This window comes from Actinomadura alba, assembly GCF_014323705.1.
Taxonomy (GTDB): domain Bacteria; phylum Actinomycetota; class Actinomycetes; order Streptosporangiales; family Streptosporangiaceae; genus Actinomadura_C; species Actinomadura_C alba.
The window spans coordinates 150,262-164,800 of record NZ_JABVEC010000017.1; the positions used below are offsets into that span (position 1 = coordinate 150,262).

Genomic DNA, 14,539 nt, shown 5'->3' on the forward strand with positions numbered 1-14,539 from the left:
CATAGAACACGGCCCAAGGTGGCCCCGATGGACTTCGACTCCGTGATGGACCGAGCGATACTCACCGTCGACGAAGAGCGCTATCTGATCGTCACGGTCAAGGAGTTATCCGATTGGCGATCCGTCGCGATCTTCGACTTCGAGACAGGTCGCATCGCGGCTGAAGTCGAGCGTCACGGACCAAAGGGAAGACCGCACCACGTCCTCATGCCCCTAGATGATCTCGCGGTGTACATCGGGAACGACATCGAAGAGGCGATCATCCAGCTGACCGAGACCGAATGACCCGCACCCCGAACCACTCCCTCCGGCTACCCTCTCCACGGGAGGCGCACCACGATGAAGATTCCGCAAGCCGTGCTTCAATCGCTCGTGTGGAGTGGCCTTCAGGCCGCTTCTGATGGAACGCCCGCGATCATCACTAGGAAGGGCAGTCGCATCGACCTCACCGAGAACGGCGCCGAGTTCACCGCGACCGTGCACAAGTACACCGGTGAGGTCCTCGCCCGGTCATGGCCGCTCGACGGCAGCCGTGACAGCGCGATGCTCGCCCGCGGTGTCCGGATGTTCTTCGGCAAGGTGCGCGCCTGACCACCCGCAGGAGTCTCCCTGATCCGGTGGTCGCGGACGGATCGTAGGCCCGCCGCGACCACCGGATCAGCTCGCTGAGCACGGGTCCGGGTCGATCCAGATCAACCGCACCTCACCGCGTCGGCGGAGCATCCGCATACTCGACTCCGCCGACACGAACGTGCCTGCGGGGCGCCCGTCCAGCTTGCAGAGCACCGCGCGTCCGGGGAAGGCGAGACCCCAGGCCAGGACGGCTCCGTCCTCGGCCTCGACGTCGAGCGCGCAGACCGAGTACCGGCGCGGCGCCGTCTCGGCCGCCAGCTCGGCGGCCTCCGCGAGCAGCGCCGCCGCGGCGGAAGCGTACGCGAGATCGGCTTCGGCATTCTCATGAGGCCCGATGCCCATCAGTGGTTTCCTTCCTCCCGGAGCAGTTTCTGCTGCCACACCCATAGGTCAGAGCAAATTTGCGGGTAGCCTGGCGGAGCTTCGCACAATACGCTTAGTGATCGCAATGCTTCGGAGGGTATACGCCGATGGTCTCCACCCGTCAGCCCACTGTGGTGGGTCGCGGACTCGGCAGTGAGCTGCGAGCCCTGCGCAAAGCGCGCCGGATGACCCTGAAGACCGTGGCCGAACGGCTCGGCTGGCCGCTGTCGAAGGTCTCCCGCATCGAGACCGGAAAGCAGGGCATCCGCCCCACCGACGTCGCCTCGCTGCTCGTGGTGTACGCGGTCACCGGCGCCGAGCACAAACGGCTCCTCGCCATGGCCGAACGCTCCGGCGAGCGCGGCTGGTGGGAGATCATCGGCGGGCTGTCCAAGGAGTCACGAACACTGATCCAATTGGAGAGCGAGGCAACCTCGATCTTCGACTTCGAGCCGCTGCTCATCCCGGGATTACTCCAGACACCTGACTACACACGCGCCGTCATGCACGCATGCGGGGTCCCGGAGCCGGACCTGGAGGGGCGGGTCGCCGCGCGGATGGGACGCCAGGCGATCCTGAGCCGTAGCGACCCGCCAACGTTCCATGCGATCGTCGACGAGCCCGCACTGCGCCGTGTCCTTGGAAGCAGTACCACCATGGCACGTCAGCTCCGTCGCCTTTCGGAGCTGGCCGAGTACCCGAACGTCGTCATCCAGGTCCTGCCGTTCGAACTTGGCGGACACACTGGATTGGATGGCGCCTTCGTGGTCCTCGATTTCCGACACAACCGACCGGTCGTGCATCTGGAACAGAAGATCTCAGGAGCGTTTCTCGAAGAACCAGACCAGGTCACCTATTTCCGGCGCGAAATAGATAGACTGCTTGACATCGCATTAAGTCCTGGAAAATCGGAAGATCTGATTGCCCGAGTAGCGAGGCAGCACGAGCGAGAGTGAGGACCGAGATGAGGAGGCCGCATCCGTCCGACCTCGTCGGCCTGACCTGGCGAAAGTCGAGCCGCAGCGGCTCCAACTCGAACTGTGTCGAGATCGGGTCACTGAGCACGGCCGTCGCCGTCCGCGACTCCAAGGATCCCGATGGCCCCTGCCTGATCGTCGACCGACCCGACTGGCTCGCCTTCATTGATGCCGTCAAGCACCGCGAGTTCGATCTCTCATGGTGAAGGGGTCACCTTGAAGGGTTCATCGGCAGGGTCACCCGCCATCGCCTGACCACTGGCAGGGCTTCACCGGCGGTCTTCGGATCGTGAGGGTTTCGATGGTCGCCTCCAGCTCTCGCATCGGCGCCGAGTCACCGGTGAATGCTTTAAACCGTGAGCAACTCCCGCAGACCGCCAGGTGAGTCCAGGCACGTCCGCAGGATTGCATGGGTGTCCATGTTGGCCGCATCTTGTCGTGGAATCCGCCCCGCCACGTCACATGGAACTGTCGCTCGGGAGATTCCTGACCCACGCCGTGGTGCTGGTCTCCTTGACCATAACCTCGATCGGCGTGTACTCACCGGGCTCGAGACCTTCACCATCTCGGATCACGGTCTCGTACATTTCGGCCGAAACGATAAGGCCGACAATGGCGTGGGAGGCGTTGAACATTTCCTTGAACCGCTGCGCATAAAGCAGGCGGAACGTGTGGTTAACCGCAGTGCCGACGATGCCGTGGGCATCGACCACCACCTCGCCGATGTGCATGGACGCTCGTAGCCGGATCTTCGCGAACTCACTCGCCATCGCATTGTGCCGTCGCAGCTCGCCGCTCAACCGATCGACCAGGAGATGAACCAGGATGGCGGGGTCGGTGCCCGAAGGTGGCACGATGATGACGCCGTCGCCGCGGTCCTCGACGTGGCAGTTGTCGAGAGGCACACCGGACGCGTCGAAACAACGCCGGAGGTTCTCGTGCAGAACGGCGCTCAGGTACTCCTGGATGTCCCGCTGGAAGCGGGCGAACGAGACGATCTCGCATGCGAAGATCGCACAGCGACCGGCCGGTGCCGCATCTCGCCGGGGTGGTGAGGTCAGGACCCGCAAGAGTGAGTCGGCCGGGACAAGGTGGGCACCCGCCTGCTGCACCCTGTCGGTGAGTTCGCGGTCCGAGGATACGACCACGACAGGGCGGTCGATTTCGGCCTGCGCGAGCCGCCCGATGAGCCCGAGGGCTCCCTCTTCGCCCGGGAGGAGCACCCGCACGCCACGGGGCGACGGCGACGGGAGCGACTCCCTCAGCACCACTGTCTCGAAGACACACGTAATCTCGGCGCCGGTCCGGACGGCGATCTCGCCGAGACCGGACACCAGCCAGTTTCGGCGATCGACCACCAGCCGGTCTCGCCTATCGGTGTCGAACGGGAGGCCCTGCCAGGCCACGTTCTCACCATCAACGATGAGGTGGGTTCCCGGTGTCGCGAGCAGGTTCTCCAGTGCCGCCGGATCGTCGTCCCGCCGGTCGACCCCGGATTTCCGAGAGACAAGACGCAGTTCGTCGCCGTCCCTCAACCCGGCGTCGTGCAATGTCTCCAGCCGATCGAGGCGGCGCCGGCGTCCGCCTTCGTCTACTCGCTCGATATCAATGTGGGTCAGGTCGTCCGGCCCTTCGAAATCGGAAGAGGCAGCCGCCACATGCTCGGCGATCTCAAAGACGCGCATCATCGCGAGCGGGCCCGTCAGCTCATGTCGCCGCCCTTCCAGATCCACGACCGTGAGCGTTAGTAGACGACCGGGACCCGGCACCAGCAGCCACCCGGAGGCCGATCCGTGCTCGGTGCTCACGTCGACGGGTTCGAGGAGCGACGCCCAGGACCCGAAGTCGTCCGGGTCGAGGCCCTCGGCGACGATGACCGCGAAGTCGCTCTCCGGTCTGTCCGCAAGAGCCGCCTGCGACTCCGGCGAGTCGAGAAGCCGTGCCACCGTCAGCAGCGCCGTTCCCAGCCGGCCGTTGGGGCCGGTGCCCACCACTCCCGCCGCGAGCGCAACACGCAACCGAACCCGGGCCGGTCCCTCCCCCGCGACGTCGCGATTCACCTCCTGGAGCCCATCACGCAGTCCGCTGATCAGCTCCGGTAGGACCTCCGCCTCGTCCAGGCCGGGGGGCAGGACGAGCAACAGCCCATTCCCACTGGCCTGGGTTTCGTACGTTTCCCGCTCGATGCCCGCCGCCTCGCACATCCGCGCGACGACCGTCCACATCGCGCGCTTGATGTCGGTACGACTTACGAACGCCGCAACGTCGACCAACAGGCAGAGCCGTCGCACGGGAGCATCCGCTTCGGGAGTACTCGCCGCAGCCTCGGCCGACTCGGAGTCCTCCTCTGGTTCGGCCGGCGGCTCCGCGACTGACGGCTCGTGGTCGGTGTCGTCCCAGAGCAGGGTGATGTGCGAGCCGAGGTGCCGATCCGGAGCGGCGACGGAGGCGGCCTCCTGCCGCAGCCGCAGAACCAGGTACGGCAGTTCGCTCACCGGCTCGCCGGGCAGCAGGCTCGCCAGCCGGGCCGCGAACTCCTCGGCGAACCGCGGAGTTCGGCACCAGACGGCGGCGGGCACCCCGGCGGACCGCAGCGCGTGCAGACCGGGATAGGGGTCCCGCTCGAAGACGGCGCACACGTAGTCGGCCTGGAGCAGGCTCGCGTACAGCGAGCGGGCGTCGGGCATCTCCCGGGGCACCCAGAAGATCCGCCCTTGTTCGCCCCGGTTCTCCTGGCTGCGCAGGATGCGGCTGCGGCGCTGCCACCTGGCCCGCTGGCCCAGATTGAGCGCCGCGCTCCTGCCCCTGACGACGACCGGGAGGACAGCGCCCACGGGGACGGGTGCGGAACCGGACCGCTCGAGAGGCCACTGATCGACGGGCAGGCCGAGGAGTTCGTCGGGCAGCACGAACTCGACCCACAGATCGTGGTCATGCGGATCATCGGCCAGTTGCGCGAGCGCGAACCCCGACCGGACCGCAAGTTCATCGACGGAGACCGGACCGCTCCGGTCGACCGCCGAGCCCGCGAAGGCCCCGTCGGGCCGGATCTTCAGCACTCTCAGCAGATAGCGGTCGCCGGGGCCGTGCGCCACCGGTTCCACGTCCACGATCAGCCGGGTGACCGCACGTGACGCCGGTGGGGCCGGCCGCTGGGCGGGCACCGCCGTACGGACCGGGCGTGTGGTCGTGGGCCGCGCGTCCCCGGGGTCGTCCCCGACGTCCACCGGCAGTTCGATCCTGCGGACGTCGACGCCGCGCTCGGTGAGGATGGTGAGCCAGAGGGAGCGGCTGCCGGGCTCGGCGTGCGGGGTGACGATGAACTCGGCGGGCCCGTACGAGCCGCCGAACCGGTGCAGGACGACGCTCGCGTCGTGAACCGCCTCGACGGTGAAGGCGGCCGGGCCCTCCAGCACGCAGGTGAAGGAGAGCTCCTCGGTGTCGTACGGCCAGTCGCCCGCCGCCTCGGCGAGCCGCAGGTCGACGGTCACCAGGTAGGGGCGTCCCGGTGTCATCTCGCGCGGCCAGCCGACCACCGGCTCCAGCAGCAACGTGCCCGCGGACGCCATCACACCCCCTTGCCCGTGGCGAGGGAGACCGCCGTACGCGGGCTCCCATAGAAGACGTACATGAATCGGTACAGCAGCGGAAGCAGCCGCCGGTTCCCCTCTGGCCCGTCCACGTCGAGCAGGTCGTCGGGGGTCATCCGGGCCATCTCGGCGCGCAGGTCGCGCACGGCCTGCGCGACCGACCGGCCGGGATGGTCGCGCAGGTGGCGGAACAACTGGTCGGCCATCTCATGGGCCTGGCGGTCGCCCACCCGGCCGCTGGTCGCCAGTACGCCCGCCGCACCGGACCGCAGGAACACCTCGGCGAACCCGCGCAGCGCGCGGTCCCTGAACCGGCCGGCGTCGTCGACCAGCGAACCGGAGTGGCAGGCGTTGAGGAACACGAACGTGGCGGCCGGTCCGAGCCGGTCGAATCTCCTCGGATCGAAGCGGTCCAGGGGCACGCCGCCGAGCACGCAGTCGGACAGGCGTGCTCCGTAGGTCCCATGACAGGCCACGTAGACCATGGCGAGGGGGTCGCCCTCCTCGAGTGCCTTGGCCAGCGTGTGCAGGCTGTCGCTGTTCTCGAGGTGGTAGGCGCCGAACAGGGAGACGTCGTGCTCCATCTCGGCGGCGACGTAGGCGGCGACCGGCCCTGCACAGGTGTGCTCGGACCGGTAGTCGCGGACCACCTCGCCCCAGGCGGTCTCGATGGACAGCCAGCGGGTCACGGTCACCAGGCCACCGAGCCAGCCTTCGCTGCGCCCCGATCCCGGTGCGCGCTCGAGCCAGAAGAGCTCCCAGGGGATGCCGTACCCGGTCTGGTCCCAGATCACGAGCTGCAGGTCGTCACCGTGCGCCGCACGCCGCGCGTCGAGCCAGCGGATGAGCCCCTTCTTCGTCCGCGACCACGTCCGCATCGAACTCAGCACGTCCACGGGCAGCAGGCCGTCGGCCGCCACCAGGGAGCCGAGCGCGAGATCGGGCCGGCCGTACACGTCGCCGAACTCCACCAGCGAGGCGCAGCAGCACACCGCCCGGAGCCGGAAGCCCGGAGTGCCGCCCTGCTCCACCGGGATTACCACGAGCAGGGCCATACCAGTAGGCAGTCCCGCACCGAGGTCGGCGGTGAAGGCGTCGAAGACCACGGGCTCACCCGTCTCGAGGCCGGTCTCGGGCTCGGGTGCCGACGGCGCTGCGGGCGGCGCGGGTGGCCTGCGCGGTACGAGCGGCGCGTGCGGCGTGCGGAGGGACCGTCGCGACCGCGCGCCGCGGAACACCGCGTCGGCGAACCGGCGGCGGTCAGTCATCGCCCGGCCCGCCTGACACGACCGAGCCGCCGAGTGCCTGGGCGAGGTCGGTGGTGAGATGGGCGTACGGACGGGGGCCCGGGTCCACGACGAGGCTGCGGACACGGTGCAGCCGGCCGATCTCGGCGGCGACGTCGAGGGCGTCCTGGACGCCTTCGCGGCCGACCCGGCCCGGGGCCTGCCCCGTCCGGCTGGCCCGGAGCGGCACGTTGCCGCGCCCATCGGTGACGACGAGCAGCAGGGCCTCGTCGACGGCCGCGTCCCCGTGCTGGGTGTCGTGCCGCAGCGACCGCACGGCGAGGCTGAGCCCATGCGCGAGCGGCGTCGCCCGCCCGGCGGGGCGGTCCAGCGCCTCGCGCACGCGCGGGTCGAGCAGGCTGCGCGCCGAGAACCGCTGGGCGCACAGCTCGTCCGGTGCGTCCGCCGCACCGACCTCGATCACGCCGACGGCCGCCCGGAGAGCGTAGGCCCACTGCAGATAGGGGGCGAGGTCGCCGTACCAGTCCCATCCCCGCCGGCACGTGTGGTCGAGGAGCAGCACGAGCAGATGGCCCGGTCGGGGCGCCCGCCGGTGGCTGCGCAGGTCCGCCGCGCGCACGTGCAGCGGATGCGCGACCGAGCCGCGGAAGTGGTCCGGGCAGCGCAGGGTCTGGAACTTCGCGGACTCGAGCAGCGTCGCGGTCAGCGCGATGTCGCGTACCTCACGGGCGGCCTGCGCGCCGATCGGGTGACCGCGCGGAGGTCCGCCGGCGGCGCCGCGCCGCCAGGGTGACCGCAGGGGCTCGGCCTCGCGCTCGGGCTCTGTGCGGTCTTCGGGGTACGGGTCGCCGGACATCCCGGGCGCGGGCAGCGCGGCAGTCGGCAACGCCTCGGGTTCCGCAGGTGGCGCGCCAACCTCCCGGACGGCGGGTTCGGTCGCGATGGGAGGTGCCGCTCGCGTCGAAGGCCCGATCTCGGTGGCCCGGGGCCCGGGGACCAGGTCCTCCGGAGCGGACGTGGACAGCCCGACGAGGCGCGCGGCCTCGTCGACGTGCGCGGCCTCCGCGACGGACGCGCCGCCGAGCGCCGCCAGCGCGCGGGCGATGCGAGCGAGCGCGAGATCCCGGCGGGCGCCCGCGCCCACCGCCGGGACGAGCTCGATGACCCGGTCCGCCGCCCCGATGGACAGGCCCGGCAGCAGGCCGGCACGGACCGCACGGCGCCAGGACGGCGGGGGTTCGGGGAGTGGATTCCCCGGGCCCGGACGCAGGCCCGCGGCGTCGATCCGTACGGCAAAGCGGTCGAGCAGGTGCGGTGACACCCGGCCGATTTCGTCGCGACGGCAGGTGGCGAGCCAACGGTCCCTCGGCGCCCAGGTCAGCCGCCACCCCGTGCGTTCCAGATGCGCCACGTCGGCGCCGATCGTGGTGACGGCGGCGCGGGTGGCGGCGAGCCCCAGCCTCGCGAGGTCGGGTACCAGGATCACGCCGGGCGGCCGGTCCGCACCGACCAGCGGTCCGAGCTCACCGCGAAAGCCCGCACGGCCGCCGGGCCACGGGCGCACCCGGGTCCACAGGTCGTCCTCACTCGTGGTGGCGCCCACGACGACGACCTGGTCCGGCGCCGCGAGCAGTTCGGCGAGCCGGCGGGCGAGCGAGGGGGCCAGCGCCGGATCGAGATCGAAGAGCAGGACCCCCGACAGGCCCGGATCCAGCGCCGCGCACGCCAGCGCGGTCGACACCCGCTCGCCTACCCGCACCGCTCACCCCTCCGTTCACCCCTCAGCAAGGAGCCGGCCGAGCCGTTCGTCGTCCTTGTCGGTCCACTCGATGCCCTCGCCGTACGCGGCCTCGGGTCGCCGGTGCATGATCGCGTGCGGGGCCACCGCGCGCACGTCGTCCGGTGCGATCTCCGAGCGGCCGTCCAGGGCGGCACGGGCCCGGGTGGCCTGTGCCATCACGATCTCGCCACGGTGGCCCGCCACCTCGAACTCCGCGGCGATCCTCGCGCACAGCGACGCGATGTCCTCGGTGAGGCGGACGTCGGCGACGGCCGCCCGAGCCGTCTCGATCACCTCGCGGCGCTCACGGTCGAGGTCCGCGCCGCGCTCCAGCCACGCCGAGTCCGGCCGGGTCCGCTCCTCATCGAACCGGAGCGCCGTCATCAGGATGTCGCGCCGCACCCGCAGGTCGAGTTCGGCGCGCACCGGCACCAGAAGCCCGAACCTGTCCAGCAACTGCGGCCGCAGCCCGCCCTCTTCGGGGTTCATGGTGCCGACGAGGGTGAACGAGACGGGAACCTCGGGCCGGTCCAGCCCGTCCCGCTGGACGACCAGCAGCCCGGTCGAGACGACGTCGAGGATGATGTTGACGACGTGGTCGTCGAGCAGGTTGACCTCGTCGATGTAGAGCAGCCGGCCGTTCGCGCTCTCGAGAAGGCCCGGCTGCGGACGGGACTCCCCCCGCATCAGGGCGTCGATCTGCCAGCCGCCGAGCACCCGGTCATCGGTGGCGTTGATCGGCAACGTCACCGGCAGGTCGCCGTACATCATCCGGGCGAACGCCCGTACGGTCGTCGACTTGGCCGTTCCACGCTCACCGCTGACCAGCACCCCGCCGACCGCGGGCAGCACGTGGGCGATTTCGAGCGCGCGGCGCAGCGCGTCCTGACCGACCACGTAGCTGTACGGCAGCAGCGGAAACGCGTGCGTCTCGCTCACCCCCGGCTCGTTCAGTCCTTGGCCGTCCATCGGAGCACCACCTGGAGCTGGGCCCCGCTGGTCGACTCCACGATGGCCGCGCCGAGCTTGGCGTCCAGCTTGACCGCGAACTGCAGCTCGAACTCGTCCGGGCGGATCGCGTCCGTCATCGCATCGAGCCGCTGTCTCACCTCCGTGGCGCACGAATCGACGAGGTCGAGCGCCTCCGAGAAGAGCGGGCGGGCGAGCCGCATCACTTTCTCCCGCACAGCGCGGGTCTCCTCGCCGCCATAGACGTCCGCCATGTCGGCGGACGGCACCTCCGTGACCTCGATCTGGATGGGGGCGCCCCCCGCCCGACCCTCAACCTCAACAACGACCACTGATGGCCCCTCTTGGTCTCGCCGATCCGACAATGCCGCCTCAGTCTGCCCGAGAATCTCCGCGCCGATCCGACAACCGTGTCATTAGCCGCACACGGTGCGGGTTCACCGTACGGTTCCGGCGGGACCTCGTCGACGGTCGCGAAACGGTCCACCAGGTCGACTGACCGCCCGCGACACGGCTCGGCCTACCGCGCGTCCGGAGGCCGGGTACCTGGTCGGTCGCCGCCGGGCTCGCCGGCGGAGATGTGTACCGGGATGGCCACGGTGTAGTGGAGGCGGCCGAAGCAGCCGATCCTGGCCATGGCCCACCAGTGCGCGCCCCTCCGTGCGCCGGCGCAGGCCCGGACGACGAAGCGCAGGTCGGCGGTGGCTCCCGGTGCGACGGCGAAGCCCTGTGTCCAGGGCGTGACGAGTGTGTCCGAGCCGGGGCCCCACGTGCCGACCGGGCTGAGGAGCTGGGCCTCGCCGCGCACTTCGCTTCCGGTCAGGTTGCTCAGCCTCGCGATGATCTCGCTCTCGCCGCCAGGGGGCAGCAGCAGCCCCTCGGGCTCGAAGGCGACCGAGATCGGCGTCTGCGCCTGTGCCGCTCCGACGACCACCGTGGTGGCATCCTCGAGGACCTGGCCGAGCTCATCGTCGATCCGGGCGGCCAGGAAGTACGTGCCCGTCTCCTCGGCGCGGACCGTCAGGGTGAACTCGGCGTGCTCACCGGCCCCGAGGTCGTACTCCAGGGGTGCGTGGTCGACGGAGAGTCCCAGCGGCACGGCGAGCTCGACGCGGCCGTCGGCGGGACGGGTGGACGTGCTGACGGTCGCCCGTACGGTCGCGCTGTCGCCGGTGCCGCTCAGTGACGTCGTGGCCGGGCCGATGTTCACGCTGACGGGCAGGTTGCCGACCGGGGCCGGCCCCTTGTTGTGCAGCCAGTAGCGGGTGAAGACCGGTTGCGCGGGCTCGGTCCGGGGGCCGAGACGTCCCTGACCCGAAACCGCGCCGGGATCGTTCGCCATGGCGGGGCGGGCGCTCAGCGTCACGATGCCGGAGGCACCGAGCCGCGCGGTCACCGTGCCGCCCGTCTCGGTGCCGCCCGTCTCGGTGCCGCCCGTCTCGGTGCCGCCCGTCTCGGTGCCGCCCGTCTCGGTGCCGACGTCGACCTGGCCGTGAACCTCCGCTGGGACCTCCTCCAGAACGTTGACGACCCGGGCGTCGGTGAGTCCGCCGAGGAGCCGGATCCGCGCCTCGGCGGGCCGGCCGGACGACTCGTACGCCCGTACGATCATGCCTTCGGAGACGTCGGCGTCCCCCGCGTCTCCAGAGGCCAGGGGGTTGCCTTTGGGCTTGAGCGCCGTGAGCACGACGCGGGCGGGCTCCACCGAGGCGAGGCTCGCGGCCGTGGGCAGCACGCCACCGCCCGGCCGGGCAGGGCGGGAGAGCACGGCGTGGTTGTACTCCTGTCCGGCCCGGACGAATCCGGCCTCCCGCCAGTCGCCCGGACCGGCGACGAGGGAGTAGCAGAACGTGTGGCTCCAGTGCTGCCAGGCGAAGCTGGAGCCGTCGGGGGCGGTGCGCCGCTCTCCGTCGATCCAGACGCCGCACGGCCATGCGCTGCAGGACCGCATCAGGTTGAGGTACAGGGTGCCGTCCGTGCCGGTGACGAACCCGGGTGTCCCCTGGTTGAGCAGACCGACCGAGTAGCCGTCGAGGGGGGCGGGTGTCCCGTCCAGGTCCGAGGGCCTGGAGACCTCGATGACCGAGTCGGCCACGTCGGTGCTCAACCGAGCGATCTCGACGCCGAGATCGTCGCCCGCCACGATCAGCACCGGGAGGTCCCGCGGCCCGCGCAGGTCGGCGGTCGGAGTCCAGACGTCCTCGAGCGGGCGGGCGGCGGGCACGAAGACCCGGCCGTGCCGCTCGAGCGCGGTCGAGTAGGCGGCACCGGCGTCGGCCAGCACCGCCGCGGCGAAGGCGTTGTCGCCGGGACCGCCGAGGATGATCCGTACGTCCGGCAGGTTGGAGTCGACGTCGAGGGAGCCGTAGCGGGAGCCGTCCGGCCGTGAGCACGTGGCGGTGACGCCCTGACCGGCGAGCCCCGCGACGAGGGCCCGGACCTCATCGGGGAATCTCGCACCATCGGGTTCGATCGCGTCGGGTTCGATCACCTCTGCGACGCCGATCGCATGCTCGTGCCGCGAGCCGTCCTCGCCGGTCAGCGCGATGCGCGCGGCCGAGCTGAGCGCCACCCAGTTGTGCGCCGGGTTGTCGAGCGTCCACAGTGACTCGGCCGCGTCGGCGTCGGGGAAGCCGAACGGCCGTCCGACGGCGGCGAAACCGGTCTCGGACACCGGCCGGGCACCGGGGACGTCGACGGGGAATCGTACGCGCAGCAGCCGGTCGTGCCCGATGGACCCGTCGACGTGGCTACGGAAGTCGACGCGGTCCACACCGTCCCAGAGCAGGGTCTCCTGAGTGATGCGCAGTTCGCCGGCCGTCGTCTCGGAGACGACGCGGCGGCCGATGGGGCACTGCTCGACGCGCACGTGCGCCTTGTGCTCGCCGACGCCGCGCCCGGGCCCCTTGGGCAGCAGATGCCATGGCCCCTCACCCCAGACCGGATGGGTGGCGTGCTCCTCGTACACGACGAGCTCGCCGCCGACCCGGCCGCTGCGCAGCAGCTCACGGCCGGTCCGCAGGTCGCGGATCGAGGACAGCGCGCCTCCTCGCGCGGGGTCGGCCTCCACGCGGAACGCGGCGTTGGCGGCCACGAGGCCGCCCGTGGCCGTCCATCCCGCGGGCACGTCGGCGGCCTCGACCGCCCGGTACACGCGATAACCGAGCGCGGGCACGTCCTTGGCGAGGAACGTCAGCGTGACCTCGGCCAGGGTGCCGTCGCCATGCCGCCGCAGCGCCTCGGTCACGGCCGCCACCGGTCCGCCCACCTCATCCCGCAGCTCGACGCCGCCGTGACCGGGCTCGGGGAAGGCGATCCGAACGGTCGTGATCCCGTCGCGCGGCCACGACAGCGTGTTCACGACGAGGACGGGGCGGCCCTCACCCGAGGTGTCGGCATGCGCGGCGATGTGGTCGATGGCGGCCGTGCGCACCTCGTCGCCGAGTTCGTACGCCTCGCGCCAGCCGCCGAGCAGGTCGAGATAGACCTGGTCGGACTCGCTGCCGGTGATGGCGTCGTGGTGGGCGCCGAAGGCGAGCTGCCGCCATGCCTTGTCGAGGGCCTCGGCCGGGTAGCGGACCCCGCCGAGCAACGTGGCGAGGGTGGCCAGCCGCTCGCCGTCGAGAACCGCGATCTCGGCGGCCCGCTGGGCCTGCTTGGTGTCGATGTACGAGACGTCCTTGCCGGTGTAGACCGGGTTCATGTCGCGGGACTGCGGGCTGAACCGCGCCCGGCGCTCGCCCGTCTCGTCCCGTACGGCCCCGAAGAAGTCGCGGGGCAGCCCGACCACGAACCTCGGCCACACGTAGCGCTTGGCCCACTCGCGGTGCACCTCGGTGCACCAGCGGGACGGCACCACGTGGTCGGCGCCGACCGGCAGCAGTACGTTGCGGGTGGCGGCCACCGGCCGCAGCAGCCGGAACTGCCGGACGGCCTCCTCGATGGCGTCCTCGACGTTGTCGTGCCGCTCCATCTCCCAGCCGGCGCCGTAGTGGTTGGCCATGTACGAGGTGAGCAGGCCGCGCCCGTTCGGCGAGATCCACTCGAACTCGCTCGCGAACTGCATGCGCTCGTTGTCGCCGACGTGCCGGTTCGGCCCCCACATGTGGAAGGGTCCACGCGCCCACGAGCTCGAGGTCAGGCCGGCGTCGGCCATCAGCCCGGGGAAGGCGGGATCGTGCCCGAACACGTCCAGCATCCACGCCGACGCCGGATCCCCGCCGACGACGTCCCGCTGGTAGCCGACCCCGTAAACCGCGTTGCGGATCGTCGACTCGGGGTGGGTGAGGTTGGTGTTCGGCTCGTTGTAGGTTCCGCCGACCAGCTCGACGCGGCCCTCGCTCAGGAAGCGCCGCAGGTCGGCGCGGTCCTCGGGGAAGCTGTCCCAGTACGGCTTGAGATAGTCGACCTCGGCGAGCACGAACTTGTAGTCGGGGTCGAGCCGGGCCGCCTCAAGGTGCGCCCGGCAGAGGTCGAAGGCGGTCTTCACCTCGGCGGGCCGGACGCTCTCGGCGGCCGGCAGGTCGTACCAGACCTCGGTGAAGGCGGCCTGCGTGTTCCACCACACCGGGTCGTAGTGGAAGTGCGAGACCATCCACATCGTCCAGCCGGTGTCCGCGGCGACGACCTCGCCCGCGGCGGTGCGGCGGACGTTCCCCGTGTCCGCGATCGCGGTCACCCGGCGCACGGTGCCGGGGTTCACCGGTTCCGAGAGCCGCACCCCGACCTCGACCTCCCGCTCCTCACCGGCCGCCAGCCCCGTGACGAGCACGGGTTCGGGAGTCGTGACGCCGGGCCCCTCGACCATGACCCGCACCAGATCGGACGGCTCGGCGGCTCCGGAGCCGGCGTTGGCCAGCCCGACCCGCACGACCTGCCGGGGGGCGACCTCGGGCCCGATGAACAGATCGGTGGAGCTGACCTGGGAAATCCGCATTGATCTGTGCTCTTTTCTGTGTGCGGGTTCCTGCTGTCCGGCGT

12 protein-coding genes are annotated in these 14,539 nt (G+C 70.8%); 4 read left to right on the forward strand and 8 right to left on the reverse strand.

All coding sequences use genetic code 11. The features are described from left to right. The first annotated feature begins 27 nt into the window (after positions 1–27). Complete coding sequence (locus tag HKK74_RS22480; RefSeq protein ID WP_187245244.1) at positions 28–285, forward strand: hypothetical protein; 258 nt, start codon at positions 28–30, stop codon at positions 283–285. 54 nt (positions 286–339) lie between these two features. Further along, positions 340–591, forward strand: coding sequence for a hypothetical protein (locus tag HKK74_RS22485; RefSeq protein WP_187245245.1), 252 nt, complete (start codon positions 340–342; stop codon positions 589–591). A gap of 66 nt (positions 592–657) precedes the next feature. Here HKK74_RS22485 and HKK74_RS22490 read toward each other — a convergent pair whose 3' ends face one another. Beyond that, complete coding sequence (locus tag HKK74_RS22490) at positions 658–975, reverse strand: hypothetical protein (protein WP_187245246.1); 318 nt, start codon at positions 973–975, stop codon at positions 658–660. A gap of 128 nt (positions 976–1,103) precedes the next feature. On the opposite strand from HKK74_RS22490, the gene HKK74_RS22495 reads away from it, so the two are divergent. Then, positions 1,104–1,952 carry a helix-turn-helix domain-containing protein gene (locus tag HKK74_RS22495; protein ID WP_187245247.1) on the forward strand — a complete coding sequence of 283 codons (849 nt, stop codon included), beginning with the start codon at positions 1,104–1,106 and terminating at the stop codon, positions 1,950–1,952. Positions 1,953–1,960: 8 nt separating this feature from the next. Beyond that, the gene (locus HKK74_RS22500) at positions 1,961–2,179 is read left to right on the forward strand and encodes a DUF397 domain-containing protein (RefSeq protein ID WP_187245248.1); all 219 of its coding nucleotides are present in this window, start codon (positions 1,961–1,963) and stop codon (positions 2,177–2,179) included. Between the two features lie 143 nt (positions 2,180–2,322). Here HKK74_RS22500 and HKK74_RS41970 read toward each other — a convergent pair whose 3' ends face one another. The 7 genes from HKK74_RS41970 to HKK74_RS22530 all read right to left on the reverse strand — a co-directional run bounded on the left by HKK74_RS41970 (position 2,323) and on the right by HKK74_RS22530 (position 14,495). Further along, positions 2,323–2,535, reverse strand: a complete 213-nt coding sequence (locus tag HKK74_RS41970) for an effector-associated domain 2-containing protein (RefSeq protein ID WP_376771548.1) — start codon at positions 2,533–2,535, stop codon at positions 2,323–2,325. Beyond that, positions 2,432–5,542, reverse strand: a complete 3,111-nt coding sequence (locus HKK74_RS22505; protein ID WP_187245249.1) for an NYN domain-containing protein — start codon at positions 5,540–5,542, stop codon at positions 2,432–2,434. The genes HKK74_RS41970 and HKK74_RS22505 overlap by 104 nt, the downstream gene beginning before the upstream one ends. Next, positions 5,542–6,831: a CHAT domain-containing protein gene (locus HKK74_RS22510; RefSeq protein WP_187245250.1), complete on the reverse strand. Its 1,290-nt coding sequence runs from the start codon at positions 6,829–6,831 to the stop codon at positions 5,542–5,544. The genes HKK74_RS22505 and HKK74_RS22510 overlap by 1 nt, the downstream gene beginning before the upstream one ends. Continuing rightward, positions 6,824–8,569, reverse strand: a complete 1,746-nt coding sequence (locus HKK74_RS22515) for a hypothetical protein (RefSeq protein WP_187245251.1) — start codon at positions 8,567–8,569, stop codon at positions 6,824–6,826. Before HKK74_RS22515 ends, HKK74_RS22510 begins: the two co-directional genes overlap by 8 nt. A 15-nt stretch (positions 8,570–8,584) precedes the next feature. Next, a complete protein-coding gene (locus tag HKK74_RS22520; RefSeq protein WP_187245252.1) occupies positions 8,585–9,559 on the reverse strand; it encodes a magnesium chelatase ATPase subunit I in 975 nt (324 codons plus the stop codon). After that, a complete protein-coding gene (locus HKK74_RS22525; RefSeq protein ID WP_187245253.1) occupies positions 9,541–9,891 on the reverse strand; it encodes a CU044_2847 family protein in 351 nt (116 codons plus the stop codon). Before HKK74_RS22525 ends, HKK74_RS22520 begins: the two co-directional genes overlap by 19 nt. A gap of 188 nt (positions 9,892–10,079) precedes the next feature. Next, the gene (locus HKK74_RS22530) at positions 10,080–14,495 is read right to left on the reverse strand and encodes a glycoside hydrolase family 38 N-terminal domain-containing protein (RefSeq protein ID WP_187245254.1); all 4,416 of its coding nucleotides are present in this window, start codon (positions 14,493–14,495) and stop codon (positions 10,080–10,082) included. Positions 14,496–14,539 lie beyond the last annotated feature (44 nt).

What these genes read in the sequence shown, in the direction of transcription:
- HKK74_RS22480 (WP_187245244.1), top strand. Translation starts at nt 28, where the DNA reads ATGGACTTCGACTCCGTGATGGACCGAGCGATACTCACCGTCGACGAA.
- HKK74_RS22485 (WP_187245245.1), top strand. Translation starts at nt 340, where the DNA reads ATGAAGATTCCGCAAGCCGTGCTTCAATCGCTCGTGTGGAGTGGCCTT.
- HKK74_RS22490 (WP_187245246.1), bottom strand. Translation starts at nt 975, where the DNA reads ATGGGCATCGGGCCTCATGAGAATGCCGAAGCCGATCTCGCGTACGCT.
- HKK74_RS22495 (WP_187245247.1), top strand. Translation starts at nt 1,104, where the DNA reads ATGGTCTCCACCCGTCAGCCCACTGTGGTGGGTCGCGGACTCGGCAGT.
- HKK74_RS22500 (WP_187245248.1), top strand. Translation starts at nt 1,961, where the DNA reads ATGAGGAGGCCGCATCCGTCCGACCTCGTCGGCCTGACCTGGCGAAAG.
- HKK74_RS22505 (WP_187245249.1), bottom strand. Translation starts at nt 5,542, where the DNA reads ATGGCGTCCGCGGGCACGTTGCTGCTGGAGCCGGTGGTCGGCTGGCCG.
- HKK74_RS22510 (WP_187245250.1), bottom strand. Translation starts at nt 6,831, where the DNA reads ATGACTGACCGCCGCCGGTTCGCCGACGCGGTGTTCCGCGGCGCGCGG.
- HKK74_RS22520 (WP_187245252.1), bottom strand. Translation starts at nt 9,559, where the DNA reads ATGGACGGCCAAGGACTGAACGAGCCGGGGGTGAGCGAGACGCACGCG.
- HKK74_RS22530 (WP_187245254.1), bottom strand. Translation starts at nt 14,495, where the DNA reads ATGCGGATTTCCCAGGTCAGCTCCACCGATCTGTTCATCGGGCCCGAG.